Source organism: Ralstonia sp. ASV6, assembly GCF_016429285.1.
Taxonomy (GTDB): domain Bacteria; phylum Pseudomonadota; class Gammaproteobacteria; order Burkholderiales; family Burkholderiaceae; genus Ralstonia; species Ralstonia flaminis.
Window position 1 is genome coordinate 1 of sequence record NZ_JAELUI010000119.1, and the last position, 16800, is coordinate 16800.

17 protein-coding genes and 3 pseudogenes are annotated in these 16800 nt (G+C 63.7%); 7 read left to right on the forward strand and 13 right to left on the reverse strand.

The features are described from left to right. Positions 1-464, reverse strand: a pseudogene (locus JHD73_RS20600) (chitinase); the annotation flags it as partial. A gap of 294 nt (positions 465-758) precedes the next feature. On the opposite strand from JHD73_RS20600, the gene JHD73_RS20605 reads away from it, so the two are divergent. Beyond that, the gene (locus JHD73_RS20605) at positions 759-2411 is read left to right on the forward strand and encodes a DEAD/DEAH box helicase (protein ID WP_199032085.1); all 1653 of its coding nucleotides are present in this window, start codon (positions 759-761) and stop codon (positions 2409-2411) included. A gap of 13 nt (positions 2412-2424) precedes the next feature. Beyond that, complete coding sequence (locus tag JHD73_RS20610; RefSeq protein WP_199032086.1) at positions 2425-3459, forward strand: serine/threonine protein kinase; 1035 nt, start codon at positions 2425-2427, stop codon at positions 3457-3459. Positions 3460-3497: 38 nt separating this feature from the next. On the opposite strand, the gene JHD73_RS20615 is transcribed toward JHD73_RS20610, so the two are convergent. Further along, on the reverse strand, positions 3498-4394 hold the full coding sequence (locus JHD73_RS20615; RefSeq protein WP_199032087.1) for a pirin family protein: 897 nt from the start codon (positions 4392-4394) through the stop codon (positions 3498-3500). Positions 4395-4546: 152 nt separating this feature from the next. On the opposite strand from JHD73_RS20615, the gene JHD73_RS20620 reads away from it, so the two are divergent. The 3 genes from JHD73_RS20620 to JHD73_RS20630 all read left to right on the forward strand — a co-directional run bounded on the left by JHD73_RS20620 (position 4547) and on the right by JHD73_RS20630 (position 7094). Beyond that, the gene (locus tag JHD73_RS20620; protein WP_048934065.1) at positions 4547-5464 is read left to right on the forward strand and encodes a LysR family transcriptional regulator; all 918 of its coding nucleotides are present in this window, start codon (positions 4547-4549) and stop codon (positions 5462-5464) included. 469 nt (positions 5465-5933) lie between these two features. Next, positions 5934-6674: a response regulator transcription factor gene (locus JHD73_RS20625; protein WP_199032088.1), complete on the forward strand. Its 741-nt coding sequence runs from the start codon at positions 5934-5936 to the stop codon at positions 6672-6674. A 123-nt stretch (positions 6675-6797) separates the two neighbouring features. Continuing rightward, the gene (locus JHD73_RS20630) at positions 6798-7094 is read left to right on the forward strand and encodes a cupin domain-containing protein (protein ID WP_021196586.1); all 297 of its coding nucleotides are present in this window, start codon (positions 6798-6800) and stop codon (positions 7092-7094) included. Positions 7095-7109: 15 nt separating this feature from the next. Here the strand turns inward: JHD73_RS20630 and JHD73_RS20635 are convergent, their stop codons facing one another. Together JHD73_RS20635 and JHD73_RS20640 are read right to left on the reverse strand one after the other, a co-directional pair. After that, positions 7110-7667: a hypothetical protein gene (locus JHD73_RS20635; protein ID WP_199032099.1), complete on the reverse strand. Its 558-nt coding sequence runs from the start codon at positions 7665-7667 to the stop codon at positions 7110-7112. A 20-nt stretch (positions 7668-7687) separates the two neighbouring features. Then, positions 7688-8884, reverse strand: coding sequence for an NAD(P)/FAD-dependent oxidoreductase (locus tag JHD73_RS20640; RefSeq protein WP_199032089.1), 1197 nt, complete (start codon positions 8882-8884; stop codon positions 7688-7690). A 121-nt stretch (positions 8885-9005) separates the two neighbouring features. Here JHD73_RS20640 and JHD73_RS20645 point away from each other — a divergent pair, with 121 nt between their 5' ends. After that, positions 9006-9920 (forward strand): LysR family transcriptional regulator, encoded by a 915-nt coding sequence (locus tag JHD73_RS20645; protein ID WP_199032090.1) that lies wholly within the window; start codon positions 9006-9008, stop codon positions 9918-9920. 230 nt (positions 9921-10150) lie between these two features. Next, positions 10151-10483 (forward strand): annotated as a pseudogene (locus JHD73_RS20650) (MFS transporter); the annotation flags it as partial. A gap of 119 nt (positions 10484-10602) precedes the next feature. Here JHD73_RS20650 and JHD73_RS20655 read toward each other — a convergent pair. The 9 genes and pseudogenes from JHD73_RS20655 to JHD73_RS20695 form a co-directional block, all read right to left on the reverse strand. After that, positions 10603-11136: a hypothetical protein gene (locus tag JHD73_RS20655; protein ID WP_199032091.1), complete on the reverse strand. Its 534-nt coding sequence runs from the start codon at positions 11134-11136 to the stop codon at positions 10603-10605. Next, the gene (locus JHD73_RS20660; RefSeq protein ID WP_199032092.1) at positions 11133-11735 is read right to left on the reverse strand and encodes a phage tail assembly chaperone; all 603 of its coding nucleotides are present in this window, start codon (positions 11733-11735) and stop codon (positions 11133-11135) included. Before JHD73_RS20660 ends, JHD73_RS20655 begins: the two co-directional genes overlap by 4 nt. Before the next feature lie 10 nt (positions 11736-11745). Next, positions 11746-12675, reverse strand: coding sequence for a hypothetical protein (locus JHD73_RS20665; RefSeq protein ID WP_199032093.1), 930 nt, complete (start codon positions 12673-12675; stop codon positions 11746-11748). After that, on the reverse strand, positions 12662-13234 hold the full coding sequence (locus tag JHD73_RS20670; RefSeq protein ID WP_199032094.1) for a hypothetical protein: 573 nt from the start codon (positions 13232-13234) through the stop codon (positions 12662-12664). The genes JHD73_RS20665 and JHD73_RS20670 overlap by 14 nt, the downstream gene beginning before the upstream one ends. Next, positions 13231-14280: a baseplate J/gp47 family protein gene (locus JHD73_RS20675; RefSeq protein ID WP_199032095.1), complete on the reverse strand. Its 1050-nt coding sequence runs from the start codon at positions 14278-14280 to the stop codon at positions 13231-13233. The genes JHD73_RS20670 and JHD73_RS20675 overlap by 4 nt, the downstream gene beginning before the upstream one ends. Further along, a complete protein-coding gene (locus JHD73_RS20680; protein WP_199032096.1) occupies positions 14277-14684 on the reverse strand; it encodes a phage GP46 family protein in 408 nt (135 codons plus the stop codon). The genes JHD73_RS20675 and JHD73_RS20680 overlap by 4 nt, the downstream gene beginning before the upstream one ends. Before the next feature lies 1 nt (position 14685). Continuing rightward, positions 14686-15264 (reverse strand): phage baseplate assembly protein V, encoded by a 579-nt coding sequence (locus tag JHD73_RS20685; RefSeq protein ID WP_199032097.1) that lies wholly within the window; start codon positions 15262-15264, stop codon positions 14686-14688. Further along, positions 15261-16316 (reverse strand): phage baseplate assembly protein, encoded by a 1056-nt coding sequence (locus JHD73_RS20690; protein ID WP_199032098.1) that lies wholly within the window; start codon positions 16314-16316, stop codon positions 15261-15263. The genes JHD73_RS20685 and JHD73_RS20690 overlap by 4 nt, the downstream gene beginning before the upstream one ends. Then, a pseudogene (locus JHD73_RS20695) lies at positions 16309-16800 on the reverse strand (hypothetical protein); the annotation flags it as partial. The pseudogene JHD73_RS20695 and the gene JHD73_RS20690, both read right to left, overlap by 8 nt.

Genomic DNA, 16800 nt, shown 5'->3' on the forward strand with positions numbered 1-16800 from the left:
TCCGAGAACGACCGCAAGTGCATGTACAAGCTGAAGAAGGTCAGCCGACTGTCCTTGGGGAACTCCATGACGTGGCGCACGAGCACGAAACTGGTGCTGTATGGCGAATCAATGACGGGGTCGTCATCGGATGCCTGCACCTGACTGACGGGGTAGTGCCGGTCCAGCCGATAGGCAATCACCTCACCATCAGCCAAGCAGCGCACACCATGTTCCAGGTCCAGTTTCTGTCCTGCCCCGGTCTCACTGATGTGGATGCCACCGTGCCACATGCCCTTATTGCTGACCCCGTAGCCGCCCGACGGCTCATTCCTGAGTAGCGTGAGGAACTCGTGTTCGTCGGTGATTTCTTCGGGGGCGCCACCGGTAGTGGCTTTTTTGCGGAAGGGGAACTTGAAGGTTGGTTGCTGGAGCTTGACGGGCGGTGGGGTTGGTGTGGGTGGCGTGGATGAGGGTGCGGGCATCGGTTTCGCAAATCGCAGAACGACAATTTGCGCACGATCGGCGAGCTACCGTTGAATTGATATCAGCGAAATCTGATTTTCTTAGATGCCCACCTCCCTGTAAGGAGAGAGGCTGTCAATACCAGTGTTCGGTCCGCCACTTTGCATGGTCCGCCACCATCACCTGTTAAACTACGGCCCTTCTTGCAGTTCATGCAGTCCCCGGGGTCCAGTCGCCCCGTCACCTACCTAGGCTTGGCCCACGATTGGCGCACGAACGAATGCGCGGGGCATGCCGGTTCAGTTCTCTTTTCCATGTCGTTTTCCGAACTCGGCTTGTCAGACAAGCTGGTACGCGCCGTGGCCGAACTCGGCTACACCGAACCCACTCCGATTCAACGCCAGGCCATCCCCGCCGTTCTCAAGGGCGGTGACCTGCTCGCCGGTGCACAGACAGGCACCGGCAAGACTGCCGGTTTCACGCTGCCGCTGCTGCATCGCCTCTCTGCCACGCAGCCGAACAAGGTGCAGACGCCCAATGGCATGCGCTTTCCGATCCGCGCGCTGGTGCTCACCCCCACGCGTGAACTCGCCGCGCAGGTGGAAGAGAGCGTGCGCGCCTATGGCAAATACCTGCCGCTGAAGTCGATGGTGATGTTCGGCGGCGTTGGCATCAACCCGCAGATCGATGCGCTCAAGCGCGGCGTCGATATCGTCGTGGCTACGCCGGGCCGTCTGCTGGACCATGTGGGCCAGCGCACCATCGACCTGTCGCACATCGAACTGCTGGTGCTGGACGAAGCCGACCGCATGCTTGACATGGGCTTCATCCACGACATCCGCAAGATCCTCAACATCCTGCCGCCCAAGCGCCAGAACCTGCTGTTCTCGGCCACGTTCTCGGACGATATCCGTGAACTGGCCGATCGCCTGCTCGATAAGCCCGCGCTGATCGAAGTCGCCCGCCGCAACACCACGGCCGAGACCGTTGAGCAACGCATCTACCCGGTAGACCGCGAGCGCAAGCGCGAACTGCTCGCCAAGCTTGTGCGCGACAACGACTGGCATCAGGTGCTGGTCTTCACGCGCACCAAGCACGGCGCAAACCGCCTGGCCGAACAACTCACGCGCGACGGCATTCCGGCGCTGGCAATCCACGGCAACAAGAGCCAGTCGGCACGCACGCGTGCGCTGTCAGAGTTCAAGGCAGGCACGCTGCGCGTGCTGGTCGCCACCGACATCGCCGCGCGCGGCATCGACATCGACCAACTGCCGCATGTGGTCAACTTCGACCTGCCGAACGTGCCGGAAGACTACGTGCACCGCATCGGTCGCACAGGCCGCGCGGGTGCGCAGGGCGAGGCGATCTCGCTGGTCTGCGTGGACGAGCACGGCCTGCTGCGCGACATCGAGCGCCTGATCAAGCGTGAATTGCCGCGCACCGTACTGGAAGGCTTCGAGCCGGACCCGACGATTGCGCCGGAGCCGATTCCGAATGGACGCAACAATGCGCGTGGCGGCCGTCCGGGTGGTGGGCGCGGTCAGCCGCGTCAGGCCAGCGGCAACACTGCGCCGCGCGAGCCGCGCGCTCCGCGTGAGCCCCGCGAACCGCGTCGTGAGTCGAGTGGCAATGGGCAGGCGCAGGGTCAAGGTCAGGGCCAAGGCCAGGGTCGCAATGGTGGCGGTAACCGCCAGCGCCAAGCACAAGGACAAGGCCAGCGCGATGGCCAGGCCGCACCGAAGCCGCAGAATGGTCACCGGGGCAACGGCGGTGGCAACGGCCAATCGCAGTCGCGCGGCCAGCGCCAGGGGCAAGCCCAAGGCAACAACGGGCAGGGTGGTCATCAGCGTCGTTCGTCGAACACGCAAGCCGCACAGCCGGCTCAGAAGGCTGCGCAACCGGCCAAGCAACCGTTCAACGGCCTGTTCGCCAAGGCCGCTGCATTGCTCGGCGGGCGTAAGGCTTAAGGACCACCGGTTCATGCACGACGACGGCCAACCCGCATCCGCTGAAGCCCCGTACGACGGCCTGACGCCCGACAGCATCCTCGATGCACTGGCGCAGGTCGGGCTGATGCCGGACGGCCGCATGTTTGCCCTCAACAGCTACGAAAACCGCGTCTACCAGGTCGGCGTGGAAGACAGCGCGCCGGTGGTGGTCAAGTTCTACCGCCCCGGCCGCTGGAACGACGTGCAGATCGTCGAGGAACACGCCTTTACCGCTGAACTCGCGGCGGCGGAGATTCCGGTGATCGCACCGCTGGAGATCGACGGCCGCACGCTGCATGCGTTCGATCGATGGCATTTTGCGGTTTTCCCGCGCTGCGCCGGCCGCGTGCCCGCCATCGACCGCGAAGACACGCTCGAATGGATGGGCCGTTTCCTCGGCCGCATCCATGCCGTGGGCGCGCAACGTCCGTTCACGGCGCGGCCTGCGCTCGACGTCGACACCTTCGGTGTGCAATCGCGCGACTGGCTGCTCGAACACGACTTCATTCCGCCCGATCTGCTGCCTGCCTGGCGCAGCGTGGCCGATGCCGCGCTCGACGGCGTACGCCGCTGCTACGACCGCGCGGGCGATGTGTCTCTGCTGCGTCTGCATGGCGATTGCCACGCCTCCAATGTCCTCTGGATTGAAGAGGGCGACGCCAAGCAAGGCGACCCATTGCGCAGCGCAGGCCCGCACTTCGTCGATTTTGACGACAGCCGTACCGGCCCCGCCGTGCAGGATCTGTGGATGCTGCTCTCGGGCGATCGCGCATCCATGCAATCGCAGCTCGCCAGCGTGCTGGCCGGCTACGAAGACTTCTGTGAATTCGATACGCGCGAGCTGTCTCTGGTGGAAGCACTGCGCACGCTGCGCCTGCTGCACTACAGCGCGTGGCTGGCGCGTCGCTGGAATGACCCGGCGTTTCCTGCCGCGTTTCCGTGGTTCAACACGCAACGCTACTGGCAGGACCGAGTCTTGGAATTGCGCGAGCAGATCGCGCTGTTGGACGAACCGCCGCTCTGGTGAAACCGAGCGGCGGTTTTTCTTTGGTGTCGCGCTAAGGCTTAGGCAAACTTGCCGGCCTGGAAATCACGCACGGCCTGGAAGATCTCTTCCTGCGTGTTCATTACAAACGGGCCGTACTGCGCGATCGACTCGTTCAGCGGCTTGCCTGCCACTACCAGCACGCGTGCCTCTGCATCACCCGCGCGGATGACCACGCCGTCACTGCCTTCCGTGTTGGCGAGGATGGCCATCTGCTTGTCGTCCACGCGCTGCAGACCGGCGTTGCCCGGTGCTTCAGCATCGCCCACCAGCGCACTGCCGCGGAACACGTAGACGAACGCGTTGTGACCCACCGGCAGCGGCTGCGCGAACGACGCACCCGCCGGCAGCGTGATGTCCAGATACAGCGGCTGCGTTGCTTCACGCGTCATCGCACCCTGCACGCCCTGCGATTCACCGGCGATCACGCGCACGGCCACGCCGTCTTCTGTCGTGAACTCGGGAATCTCGTTCGACGGAATATCGCGGTACCACGGTGTCGTCATCTTGTCGCGCGCGGGCAGGTTCAGCCAGAGCTGGAAGCCTTCCATCACGCCGTCTTCCTGCTCCGGCATCTCCGAGTGCACGACGCCGCTGCCGGCGGTCATCCACTGCACGCAGCCGTGTTGCAGCAGGCCTTCGTGGCCGGCGCTGTCGCGGTGGCGCATGCGGCCCGCGATCATGTACGTCACCGTTTCAAAGCCGCGGTGCGGGTGATCGGGAAAGCCGGCCAGGTAGTCGTTCGGGTCATCGCTGCGGAACGCGTCAAGCATCAGGAACGGATCGAGCCGGCGTTGCAGGTTGTTCGTCAGCACGCGCGTGAGCTTCACGCCCGCGCCGTCCGAGGTGGGCCGACCGGTAACGATGCGCTCCACCCGACGAGCGCGTTGCACACGAGGTTGCACGAGGGTTTCCATGTGCTTCTCCTGAAATTGGGGATTTGTCATACCCACAATGTAGGGTGGTTGCCCTGTTCGCACTAGTCGGTTATCGTGGGAAAAAATGTTGCTCCTGGCGGGACAATGACAACCATAGGCCGGCGAGCACAACCACAGGAGGAGGAAACCACGTGGATTTGAACCAATTGTCGCTGTTCGTGCGCGTTGTCGAGGCGGGAAGCTTCACTGCCGCTGCCGCACGCCTGGATTTGCCCAAATCGTCCGTCAGCCGAGGCATTGCCGCGCTGGAACAGGATTTGAACGTACGCCTGTTACAGCGCACCACACGCACGCTGCATCTGACCGACGCAGGTCAGAGCCTGTATCAGGTGGCGTCGCATGCACTGGAAGACATTGAGCGGGCGACAACCTGTGCGGGTGAACTGCAGGACACTCCGCGCGGCAAAGTGCGGCTCACGTCTTCCGAAGACGTGGGGCGCCTGCTGGTGGCGCCGGTGGCCGCGCGTTTCATGCAGCAATACCAGGACATCGACCTGGATGTTGTGCTCTCACCGCGCAATGTCGATCTGGTGCAGGAAGGGTTCGACCTTGCCGTGCGTGTTGGCCGGCTGGCCGACAGTTCTCTCGTGGCGCGGCCGTTGGGCGTGCTGCGCATCGGGCTGTTCGCCTCGCCGGAATACCTGCAGCGGCGCGGTGTGCCCCAGACGGTGCAGGAACTGGCCGATCACTGCTGTCTCGACTTCCGCGGCACTGGCCGTGGCGAGACGCAGTGGCGTCTGGTTGGTCCCGACGGCCTCAAGACCGTGGCTGTGCGCGCGCGCCTCAATGCCGACAGCCTCATCTACCTCGAAACGCTCATCGCCTCCGGCACCGGCATTGGCCCGCTGCCCTTGTACGCGAGCGGCATTGCCCGTGCGAATGCGCCGTTGCCGCGCCTCGTGCGCGTGTTGCCCGACTACGCCACCAGCGGTGAGCCGATCAACCTTGTGACGCCATCTGCGCGTTTTGTGCCCAAACGGGTTCGTCTGTTGATCGACATGCTGACGGAGTCGATCCGGCAGGAGCTGGAGAACGCTGATCCCACCTGAGGCGTCGCCACCGGGCATGGTGGTCCGTTAAATGTTGTGACGAATGATCCGGACACACGCATGGCGCGGCATCATCCGCCCCACGTTTGCCGGACAACTACGTCTACCTCCTTGACGTCACCCCCGTGAAACGTTGCAGTGCGTCCCCCCGGTGTGCTGCAGCGTGTCCGGCATACGCGACCCTTGGGTGTTTCTGATCCCGTCACGTTGTGAGAAACACCGCCGCCCGGACCTCGTTTGTCCGGGCTTTTTTTGTCTGCGTTGCTCATGTTGTCGCTAGCACGTGCCAGGGCGGGCTTGGAAGTGTCTCCACAAATTAGGACTCTTCTCATGGTTCGCGGCACACCTTGCCAACAAAATTGCATGGAAATAACACATGCAACGGATCGCACGAGCACGCGACCGTTCGGGCTGCGTAGGCGCCCGCGCTATCCCGGCACGCATGTGCGCATCTTTCATGGAACCGAACATGCGTATCGCCTTGCTTGAAGACGATCCTTTCCAAAGCGAAGTCATCGTCCAGATCCTCTCCCAGTCCGGCCACGACGTGGTCACCTATACCGACGGCGCAACGCTGCTGCGCATGTTGGGCCGCTCTTCGTACGACATGCTGATCCTCGACTGGCACACGCCGGGTATGCTCGGCATCGATGTGCTGAGCGTTGTGCGCAGCCGCCACAAGGATGTCCTGCCGATCCTGTTCGTGACGGCTGAAGAGAGCGAGAAGGGTCTGGTACGCGCGCTCACGCAGGGCGCGGATGATTACATCACCAAGCCGTTCCGCATTCCTGAGCTGCGCGCGCGCGTTGATGCGCTGCTGCGTCGTGCCTATCCGATTCCGTACGGTCGTCTGCCGTTTGACGTGGGCCCGTTCCACTTCAATCCGCAGCGCCAGCAGGTCACGCTGCACGGCGAGCCCATCACGCTGACGGGCATCGAGTTCCAGCTCGCGCTGCTGCTGTTCTCGAACGTGGGCCGCACGCTTTCGCGTGACCATATCTTCGGGCAGGTGTGGGGACGCAACTCATCGGAGTACACGCGCACGATCGACAGCCATGTCTCACGTATCCGCATGAAACTGAACATCGAGCCGGTGAACGAGGTGCGCCTGGTGGCGGTGTACAAGCACGGCTATCGACTGGACCACCTGAAGCCCGTGGAAGAGGGGGGTGCGCTGGCCGGGATGGCGGACGAGGTCTACGAGTCGTAAGACACGACCGGGCACCGTTGTGCCCATGCAGATGGGGCGACGTCGCGACATGTGGCGTCGCCCTGTTTGTTTCTGCAGCCGCTGGTATGCTCGGCGCTTCCCCATTTGCTGGTCGAGGCCGTCGTGTCGCTGGTCAATCTGAATGCGTTTGCGCAGGCGCTGCCGAAAGCGTGGTCGTCCCGCGTGCTGGAGCGTTTTGGCGGTGGCAACTTCAAGGTGCTGCGCATGGATGGCACGCCATATCCCGATGAAGTGCACGACTATGCCGAGGGCTTGCTGGTGGTCGACGGCGAGCTGCGCCTGCGCATTCATGGCGAGGCGGTGACGGTCTCGCGCGGTGAAGTCTATGTGGTGCCGGCGGGCGTGCCGCACAGCGTGGACGCCGGCAGTGCCGGCACGCTGGTCATCCTCGACGTGTAAGCGGAATTTTGCGGACTATGCGCGTGCCTCGGCCAGTTGCTTGATGCGCTTGAGCATCATGCGGCGGATCAACCCACTCGGGATGCGGATGAGTAACCAGTAGGGCGTGAAGCGGCGGCGCGAGGCGTCGTCCGGGCAATGCACGCAGGTGCGGGTGGTGAGCAGCGTGCCGCCTGCGCCGTCTGGCTGGGTCACGAACGTCATCACCAGCTTGAGTACGCCGGCTGCGGAGAACGAGCGGAATTCGCTCGCCTGCACATCAATGAGCCCACCGGCGGGCTCCCAGAACTTGCCGACCAGACCAAGCGCGCGTTCACGATCGCCATCTCGGCCCAGCTCGATGAAGTCATGCAACCCGAACCCTGCGTCGACGCGGCGGTCGCTGTGCTTGCCTGCCAGCGCGGCAAGGCGCGCCGGCACCGCGCGCAGATGCAGGAACAGCTGCGCCAGCGGAAAATCGCTGATATCCAATCGAGACACCATATCGAGCACACGCCCGGGAGCAGCATCGATGCGGATCTGATGCTGCTCGCTGAACTGGTACTCAGGCAAAAGGCTGTGCAGCAACGGCATGTCTGTGGATGCGGTCGGGTTCATGCTTGCGTCTCTTCACTTGCAGGTGTGGCGGTGAGGGCTGCATTGCGCGCGGGCGGTTCGGCCAGGCTGCGTTTCATGAGCCATGCCACGCCGGGAATGCGCAGGCCGGTGGTGAACACCATGTCGCGCACCCAGCCGCCGTACTGGGCCTGGAAGCACGGCGTGAGCGCGCGGCTGAGGGTTTGGTAAGCCTGTACGGTACGCAACCGGCGTGCGTGATAGACGAGGGCGCCGTCGACGGGGCCGTGCTCCTGCACAGCGGAGGCCAGCGCCAGCGCATCCTGCGCGGCCAACGTGGTCCCCAGGCCGAGCTGCGGGCTCATCGCGTGGGCTGCGTCGCCGATGACGCAGTAGGGTGGCTTGGCCAGCGCGCGTGGCCATGTGTGGCGATAGACGGCGAAGGGCAGGTCGTCGTGCGAGCGGATCTGTTCGATCACGGGGGCGGCTTGCGGCCACAAGCTCAGCACGTGGGCTTTCCACTGGGCGATGTCGCCCTGGCGCCAGGCGTCGACGGTATCGCCACGCAGGCTCCAGAACATCGACAGGCGTGTGCGCGCACCATCTACGTCGGTGGGCAGCAGGCCCATCATTTCGCGCGTGCCGCGAAAGCGTTGCTGCAACACGCGTGCATCCCAGCCTTCGACCCACGCTTGGAACCATAGCGTGCCCCAGCGGTAGGTGCTCGACGGGCCCGCCAGGCCAGCGGGTTCGCGCAGCGAGGAGGCCGCACCGTCTGCAATCACGAACAGGTCGAAGGCCGATTCACCTTGTGCGTGGGTCACGCGTGCCTGCTTGCCGTCACGCCGCAATTGCTGGATGCCGCAGTCGAAGTGGAAGGCTGCACCCGCGCGCAGTGCAGCGTCGTACAACATGGATGAGAGCGCGTGGCGCGTGACCGCACGGCCCGGTGCGTCGGTGTAGTCGATGTCGAGCAGGCGCCAGCCCCGATGGCTCAGGCCGATCAGGCGGTCGATCGGTGCGCCGATGTGCTCCAGCTCACGGCCCATGCCGAGCGCCTCCAGCGCGCGAATACCCTGCGGCTGGATCAGCAGGCCCGCGCCCATGGCGGTCAGTTGCGGGTGCTTTTCGTAGATGTGGACATCATGTCCCTGGCGGGCAAACGCAATGGCGGCGGCCAGGCCGGCGTTGCCGGCGCCTGCAATGCCGATGGACAGCGGGCGAGGTGCAGTCATGAGTGCGTGGCAGATCGTTTGTTCAGGATGATAACGATACGGCACGCAGGTTAAGGCCGTTCGTGCGGGCAGCGGAGATAATGCGCTGACCCTACCGCCCAACACTCCATCCGGACGTGCCATGCAGATCAAATGGCTGGAAGACTTCAAAGAATTGGCGAAAACGCGCAGCTTCAGCCGTGCCGCCGAGAACCGCAACGTCACGCACCCTGCGTTCGGGCGGCGTATCAAGGCGCTGGAGGAATGGGTGGGCACCGCGCTGGTGGAGCGCAGCGAACACCCCGTCACGCTCACGCCTGCTGGCCGGTTGTTTCTGGATGCGGCGGCCAATGCGGTCGATGGCTTGAACGATGCGCGCCTGCTGCTGCTGCGTGAGGCGCAATTGCCCGTGGCGCTGAAGATCGGCACGGGGCGTACGCTGGCACGCACCTTTGTCCCCGGCTGGTATGAAACGCTGGCGCGCCAGCGCGGCGTGTTTCCGCTGACGGTCACCACCGGCGGCACGCAGGAGGGCGTGCTGGCGCTGGCCGACGGCACGGTCGACCTGCTGATCGCCTATGCCAGCCCGCAGGCCGATGCGCTGCTCGACCCGCGCAAGTACGACAACTGCCTGCTCGGCAGCGAGACGCTGGTGCCCGTCAGTGCCCCTGACAAGCGCGGCCGAGCACGTTTTACGCTGCCCGGCACCGCCGCTGCGCCGCTGCCGTGGTTGGCCTTTGCGCGCGGGCTGACGTTGCGGCAGATGCTCGACAGCCATCTGGCGGCAGCCGACCGCAAGGCGCATCTGCAGCCTGTGTTCCAGGCCGACTTCTATGAGGCGGTGGAAGAGATGGCCCTGCGCGGGTTCGGCATGGCGTGGCTGCCGTATCGCCTGGCCAAGCCGCATCTGAATGCCGGTGAACTGCGCTCCGCTGGCGATGAGGCCTGGCACATCCACGTCGACATCCGCATGATGCGCGTGCGCAGCAACCAGAGCGCGCTGCTCGATGAGGTGTGGCAACTGGCTGTTGCCAACGCGCAGACCGGGGCAGCCTGAGGCCACGTCACCGCAAAAAGCCCAACCTTGTGCCGAAACGGCACAAGGGCCTCAGGCGCGCCGCCTAGACTCCCCCGCAACCTTCACCCGCCCCGGCTGTTCAACCAGCCAACCGGCGGATCGGCACAGACCACGGGGAGACAACCTTGCCAGCCCATACCCTCAACGCGAGCGGCGCACCCGCGCACGCGGCTACCGACACACATCGACACCCCGCACCCTGGCGCGCCGTGCTGGCCGCCAGCGTCGGCAATGCGCTCGAATACTACGACCTGCTGATCTACGGCTACTTTGCCATCACCATCGGCAAGCTGTTCTTCCCGACGGGCGATGCGTGGAGCTCGCTGATGCTGTCGGTCGGTACGTTTGGCGTGTCGTTCATCATGCGGCCGCTGGGCTCGATGGTGCTCGGCAGCTATGCCGACCGCGTCGGCCGCAAGGCGGCGCTCACGTGGTCGATCCTGCTGATGATGCTGGGCACCGCGATGATCGCGTTTGCGCCCACGTATGCGTCCATCGGGCTGTGGTCACCCGCTATCGTGATCGTCGCGCGGCTGCTGCAGAGTAAAGCGGCTTTGATTTCCGGATGAATGGCCTTTGAATCCCGGATGGGGAATTTCTACGAAACCCACTGATTCCCGGATGCCAAAGCCGCCCCGCTTGAGGGCGGCTTTTTCTTGGTTCATGCCTTCCGCTTGAAAGGCGTCACCGTGAACGCCAGTGGTAACCGCCAGACAGGCCCGAACGGTTCCGGTTTCCAGGCATTGCCGTCCCAGCAGTTCCACGCTTTCCACCCCAGCTTCAACATACCGAAGCGACCGTGGTAGTAGACGTTGAACCCATTGCCTACCGCGACAAACAGCGTGAGGGCATCCGACTCACTGTAGCGCACCACGCGCCAGGCATTAGGGTCAAACGGTATGCCCAATGCCCAGTAATCCCAGCCATAGGACGGGTTGCGATAGAGCCAATACACCCTGGCCAAGAAGCGCCGCAGCGGCGTATGGCCCCAGGAAGTGGCAACGTAGCCGTCGCGCCACCCCGCATCCAGAGAGGCGTCGAAGGTCTGGAACCAAGCCAACCAGCGCGGCAAGTTACCGTTGCAATCGGCCAGCAGCGGTGCCCACCAGTTCACGAGCAAGCACGCAAACGCCGTGGCCATGAGCGAAACCAGCACAAACACCGGGTAGAACGCTGCACGCAGGCTGACTTTCATCGCGCGGCCTTCATGAGCGCACTCAGGTCGGCGGATAGCTCGGGCATTGCCACATCCGGGAAGCCAGCTTGTTTCGACACGTCGCGCAATGCCTGCCGATAGATCAGCACGCGCTGGAACTGATCGCCCGTCAGGGAGGGATCAAAACCGGCCTCCAACTGATCTCGATGACGAATGACAAGCCACTGTGTGGATTCCAGCAAGCGGTCACGCTTGGCGCGGAGCGCAGCTGCGCGCTCGTCGGCACTTGGCGGCGGCGGATCGACAGCGATGGGGTTGCCTTCAGCGTCGGCAACAATTCGCATACCTGCACTTTGTGCGGCGAGCAACGCTTGGTACACCTCGTCGCTGATCTCTACTGCATCTTCGGGGATCATGCTTTCGGGATTGGGCACCGTGACGGTGGCCTCCACGGCGGACATATCCGGAACCTCAATCAGCGGCACTTCCGTAAGCGTAGGCTCAACGGTGGCGGGAGCCCATTGCGGATCGGGCACCATCACCGTGGGGCGAATCCAAGACGGGTCGACAACAGTAAGCGTTCGAGCACCGTGCACGTCGGCGTCGTAAAAGCCGCCGGTGGATTTTGAATAGAACATGTTGTCTCCCTTATTTTCCAACGGCATACCACGAGCAAGTGAATCCCGCGCGCGCGCCCGAAGCAAGGTACGCGCCAACATTGACACCTGAGAGGGCAATGCCGTTGTAGTTGGCAAAGCCGGCAGATCCACTCGTTGCTGATGCTGCAACGACAAACGAATAGATCGCAGTTGGAAATTGAATCGGAAAGGTCACAACAGCATCTCCGCTGATCGTCGGAGTGCAGTTGCCCCACTGCACGATCCGGCCACTCGGCAATTTCTGGAATCCATTAGTTGCCAGAGAGCTTGCAAAACTACCGCTGTATTTCAGCAACCCCGTGCCAAAAGTGCGCCAAAATCCGCCGCCGGCAATGAATAGGATGAAGTCGTCTTGATTGATCTGGAGTGATGCTGCGCTGCCGCCATTTAAGGAAATGATGCTGCCATCAGTGCCGCCAGTGGCGACGTACCATTGCGCAGAACTCTCAACCTTCACTAGGAAGGCCGTTCCCGCCGTGACGGTCGCAATCTGTGGGAGGTAGAGGGTTCCGCTCGCTGTCCCAGTCAGGATGACTTCGTTGCCTGCGTTCGCTGCCGTCAGCGCAGGGCTACCGCCTGCGTTAAACGAGACAAATCCTGAAAAACTTCCTAGCGCACGCTGAACGGCTGCCATGTTCGCCAGCTTCGTGCTTGTATCGAACTGCGCCGGCGTAGGTGCGGCCGGCTGACCTGTGAACGTCGGGCTGTTGATCAAGGCAAACTTGGCCAACAACGCTTGGCGCAACTGCGTGTTGTCGGCCTTGGCCAGCCCCAAGCCTGCCCACTCAATTAACCCTGCCAACTCTTCCTGAAGGGCATTCATGATGGCCGCCGTAATCTCGGTCGGCGGCCGGTTCGTGGCTGGGTCTTCGGCTACCCACGTGCCATTGACGTTTCCGGCCCCATCAATCCGGTGCATAGCTTCCTCCAACTCCTGTAATGTCTTCAAACCAAAGGAACACGTGCGCTTGCTGGAATGCCGCCAAGGCTTGCCAGAGCACAGCCGGATCGACCACCGACCGGTAATAGCGCACGCGCAACACGTAGCGGGATCGGGTGCCCCACAGCCGGTCGCCAATGTGGCTGCCAACCCGAGCTGGCCCCACCAAATGGTCAACCCGCACCAGATCAATGGGAAAGGTCAGCGTGGGCGCTGCATGGCTCCACAGCCGGTCGCCAACGGCGCTGCCAATGGCGGCCATGCGGCGCGGCATGGTTTCGCTCACGCCCGCAATGGCTTCGGCCGCAACACGGCGGTATTCGCTGATGTGCCAGCTTCCGAACTTGGGCCGGTGCAGCTCGATGGCGGTGTCCAGCACCGCTTGCGTGTCGGCCTCCAGGCGTTCCAACTCTTGCGCCGAACCGGCCAGCATCGCGTCGCCCATGCCGCCTTCTGGCCATTCCCACGCGGCGCCAGGCGGCAACAGCTCCTTGAGGGCGTCGGTGTAGTCGCGTGCAGTGTGAGCGGTCAGCTTCATGCCCACACCACGGGATTCATCACCAGCACTTCGCCCGCCGCAACGGCGATATCGGCCAGCGGCGCGAGGCGCGTGTATTGGGTGGTGACGGTGGCAATAGCGGCATCCACCTCGGCCATGGCCAGCACCGACGTTTCGCTGACCTCTGCCAGCACGGTCGCCAGCAGCGCCGAAGACACGGCATTGCGATTCGCGGCCGTGTCGCTACCTGCCAGCAGGTGGATAGACGGGCTCACATCGCGCCGCAGAGGCGCGACCACGCGCCAATCCGCCGTGGCGGGGGCAATGTCTTGCAAATAGGCGGCCACCGCAGCCAAAACAGCGCTGGTCGGCATGCGGTCGGTCAGCGTGTTGCAGATCGGCCGGACAATGATGGTGCCCATGCCCAGCACGTGTCGCTGAATGAGGGCAGTAGTAACGGACGGGTGGGCGCTTCTGGCCCAGAACCGGTAGTCATCGTCCTTGCCGGAACGGGCGCCGCGCGTAGTGATGGTTTGCCACTCATCGGCCACACGCGCGCGCCACTCGTCCACGCTCTCGTCCTCGGCGCCGCCCGTGATACCGGCGTCGTCTACCGTCAACGTGCCGTTGACGCCAGGAATCGGGTCCACGACCGTGAGCGTCAAGCCCGCAGCCAGGTTGCCGGCCACTCCAGGCGTCGTGCAGCGGATAGAAACGGGCGTAGTGGGGCTAGCGCCGAGATTGACGGCCGCCACAACGATGTAATCCAGGTTGTTGGAGCCGCGCAGCGGTGTACCGGCAAGGATTGGCGAGCCGGCCACACCGTTGGCCAGCGCGTTGCCGGTGCCAGCGGTGGCCATGAGGCGGTCAACGCCATACAGCGCTGCCCAGTCGTAGAGGCGGTCCAGCTCGCACGTGAGCGGCGAGCATTGAGCAAGAATCCATTCCAGATGGCCATGCATGCCATGCGTGGCACGCGCCCACATGGCGGCCAACGGACCAAGCAGGACCGCAGGCATGGCCGCCAAGTCGGCGGCGATGCGAGCTTTCAGGTCGGTGTAAAGCGGTCGGACGTAGGCGGTCACAAAGGGGCTCGCACAATGAACTTTCGTCCATTGTGAAAGCCGGTGACCTGTAGAACTACGCTGGAAACGTTTCCTGCCGCTTCGGTGGTGACCTCTTCCACGGCCACGTCAGTGAGGGCGGGCGACTGTGCCGTCAATGCCCGGCGAATCATGTTGATGGCTTCGAGCCTGGCGGCGCTGTTCAGCGGTTGGCGGCGGACGTACCAAAGGCCGGTGCCGGCCTCTGTGTCTTCGTACCAGCCGCGCCGGTCGTAGGTATCGGCCACGCGCCCGGCTGGTGCCTCCACGTCCGTGAACAACACGGCGTAGACCAGCGTGGCGGCCGCCGCGTCTGCGTCGTCAAGCGCTGGGTCATCCAGTGCTACGTCGAACTGGCCCCAATCGGTTTGAATGAGCTTCAGCATGTCAATTCACGCCAGAAGTGGGAGTGCCGGGGGCCGTGCTCGTGTGGGTGTGCTTATCGCTCACGTCCTTACCGTTCACCTTGAATTCGCCGGTCACGTCAGCGCCGCCCTTCATCTGCGCAGCGCCGCCGCCGTCGCCGTAGTAGCCGCCTACCGAGCTGGTTTGGCCGGCCACCGTCAGGTTGCCGCCGATCTTGGCATCTTGTGTGGTCTCGAACATGGGCGTATCGGCCAGCACCTTTGTGCTCGCCTTGACCTCAATGATGCCGCCGCGCTTGATGTGCACCCAGTTTTGTTCGTCGTCGTGAATGGCCACTTCGCCGTCCACCAACTCCATCTGGTAGCGCTTGTCCCCGATGATGAGCGCCACGCCATAAGAGCGGTCACCGGACGGAAAAGCCAGATACGTTTGGCAGCCAGCCTTGGGCCGGTAGGAAAAGCCATAGGGCTCCACGCGGTTGATGTTGTCCAACGTCTCTTCATCCAGCACGCGCACCTGCACCTTGTTTGCGCCGACCATCAGGCCGACGCCCTGCGCAAACAGCAACTGGAGCCGTCCCCAAATCTGTTGCCCGATCATTTTTTGTGCACCTTGCCCCGCACGCCCGCGCCGCGCTTGGATTTCTTCTTTTCTTCGCCCAGGAACGCACTCCGGTTCATCACCTGTAGCAGCGTGACGCGGCCATGCTTGTCATCCATGCGGAACGTCCGTTCACCGATCAGAAACACACCGTCAATGCCTTCTTCCGGGATGATGACGCGCACCTGGGTATTGATCGCCCACGGATGCCACTTCCCGTCTGTGTCCTGATACCGCCAGCCCGGCACCTCCAGCTCAATGCGGTGGGCGCGCGCCTGGCGCCGGTTCCGCTCCAGAAGTGCCCGCCGTTCGCAGCCGCCCAGGCCGTTGCTGTGCCGGTCGGCCACAACGTGCATAGGCCGGAAATACGTGATGCCGTCGTCCTTTACCGCGCCCTTGAGCGCTGCATCACTGCTGTAGTCGAACGTCTTCACAACGTAGTCCGAGAACCGCAGCTTGTATTCATCAATGACCTCGTAGACCTTGAAGTGCATGCCGTATTGCAGCGTGGCCACGGGTGCGGCGCTGGTGGGCGACGTGAGCACCAGGCCGCCGTCCGGCAGCGGGTACAGCAGCAGATTGGCTGCCCGCACGGCGTTGATGAGCGCATTGGCCGGAACCTCGCACTGCATCGAGAAATTGGGCACCACCGCCGTCTCCGCGTCGATCTTCACAGGCACTTTGAACGTGGCGCAAAGGCGCTTCACGATCTCGCTCAGCTTCAGGCCGGATAGCGTTTTGGAATACTGGCAATCCACCAACTCACGGCCAAGCGACCGGGCGTGGAAGTTGATGGTGTGGCTGGTGGCATCGACACGGCGGCGGTTATCGTCCGGCCGCACCTTCGTCACCAGCTCGTCGCCGATCAGCACGTCGATAATGGTGTTTGCCGTCATGCCCGTACCGCTACCGCCGTTCGCACCGCTGCCGGGCCGCGCAACAGCCAGTTGCACCGACGCGCACAGGTCATCCACCGATTCCCGAATCTCCACCTTTTGCCAGTAGCCGTAGCGCGTGCCGTCAAAACGGATTTCCGCCAATGCCTCATCCATACACACGCCCCTTCACAAACAGCGGATGGCGCACTGCATTGCGCACCAGGAACACCGATTCATCCACGCCCAGCCGGTGCGCGAGCACGATGGCTGGCAGTGGGTGGGTTACGTCGCGCAGTGTGGCTGGCTTCAGGTCTTGGGCCAGCAGCGCTTCAATGACCGCCGCACGTGCAGCCACAGCCGCCTCAAACACCGGATCGGGCATGTTGGGCAGCAGCGCATCCACGGCAGCCACCACGGCATCCAGGGCGGCATCCCTGTCCGCTTCGGCGCGGTAGTCGGCCATGGCAATCTCAACGGCAGCCGTCACCAGCAGGCGGCCACGCAGGGCTTCTTCGCGCAGCAGGTTGCGACGCACAGCGCCGTCCGTCGAAGCGACGCCCGACAGCGCCAGGGGCGCAGGCGTGGTGGCCACCGATGCGATGCGCTTCACCACTCGCACGCGCGATGTGTCCGGATAGTCCGTGTCGTCGGCGCCGCC

Bases quoted from the DNA above. Each gene is read 5' to 3' on its own strand.
- JHD73_RS20645 (WP_199032090.1), top strand. From the start codon at position 9,006: ATGCAGATCAAATGGCTGGAAGACTTCAAAGAATTGGCGAAAACGCGC.
- JHD73_RS20670 (WP_199032094.1), bottom strand. From the start codon at position 13,234: ATGAAGCTGACCGCTCACACTGCACGCGACTACACCGACGCCCTCAAG.
- JHD73_RS20685 (WP_199032097.1), bottom strand. From the start codon at position 15,264: ATGATCGGGCAACAGATTTGGGGACGGCTCCAGTTGCTGTTTGCGCAG.
- JHD73_RS20605 (WP_199032085.1), top strand. From the start codon at position 759: ATGTCGTTTTCCGAACTCGGCTTGTCAGACAAGCTGGTACGCGCCGTG.
- JHD73_RS20690 (WP_199032098.1), bottom strand. From the start codon at position 16,316: ATGGATGAGGCATTGGCGGAAATCCGTTTTGACGGCACGCGCTACGGC.
- JHD73_RS20615 (WP_199032087.1), bottom strand. From the start codon at position 4,394: ATGGAAACCCTCGTGCAACCTCGTGTGCAACGCGCTCGTCGGGTGGAG.
- JHD73_RS20640 (WP_199032089.1), bottom strand. From the start codon at position 8,884: ATGACTGCACCTCGCCCGCTGTCCATCGGCATTGCAGGCGCCGGCAAC.
- JHD73_RS20625 (WP_199032088.1), top strand. From the start codon at position 5,934: ATGCGTATCGCCTTGCTTGAAGACGATCCTTTCCAAAGCGAAGTCATC.
- JHD73_RS20660 (WP_199032092.1), bottom strand. From the start codon at position 11,735: ATGTTCTATTCAAAATCCACCGGCGGCTTTTACGACGCCGACGTGCAC.
- JHD73_RS20635 (WP_199032099.1), bottom strand. From the start codon at position 7,667: ATGCCGTTGCTGCACAGCCTTTTGCCTGAGTACCAGTTCAGCGAGCAG.
- JHD73_RS20655 (WP_199032091.1), bottom strand. From the start codon at position 11,136: ATGAAAGTCAGCCTGCGTGCAGCGTTCTACCCGGTGTTTGTGCTGGTT.
- JHD73_RS20610 (WP_199032086.1), top strand. From the start codon at position 2,425: ATGCACGACGACGGCCAACCCGCATCCGCTGAAGCCCCGTACGACGGC.
- JHD73_RS20665 (WP_199032093.1), bottom strand. From the start codon at position 12,675: ATGCACCGGATTGATGGGGCCGGAAACGTCAATGGCACGTGGGTAGCC.
- JHD73_RS20680 (WP_199032096.1), bottom strand. From the start codon at position 14,684: ATGCTGAAGCTCATTCAAACCGATTGGGGCCAGTTCGACGTAGCACTG.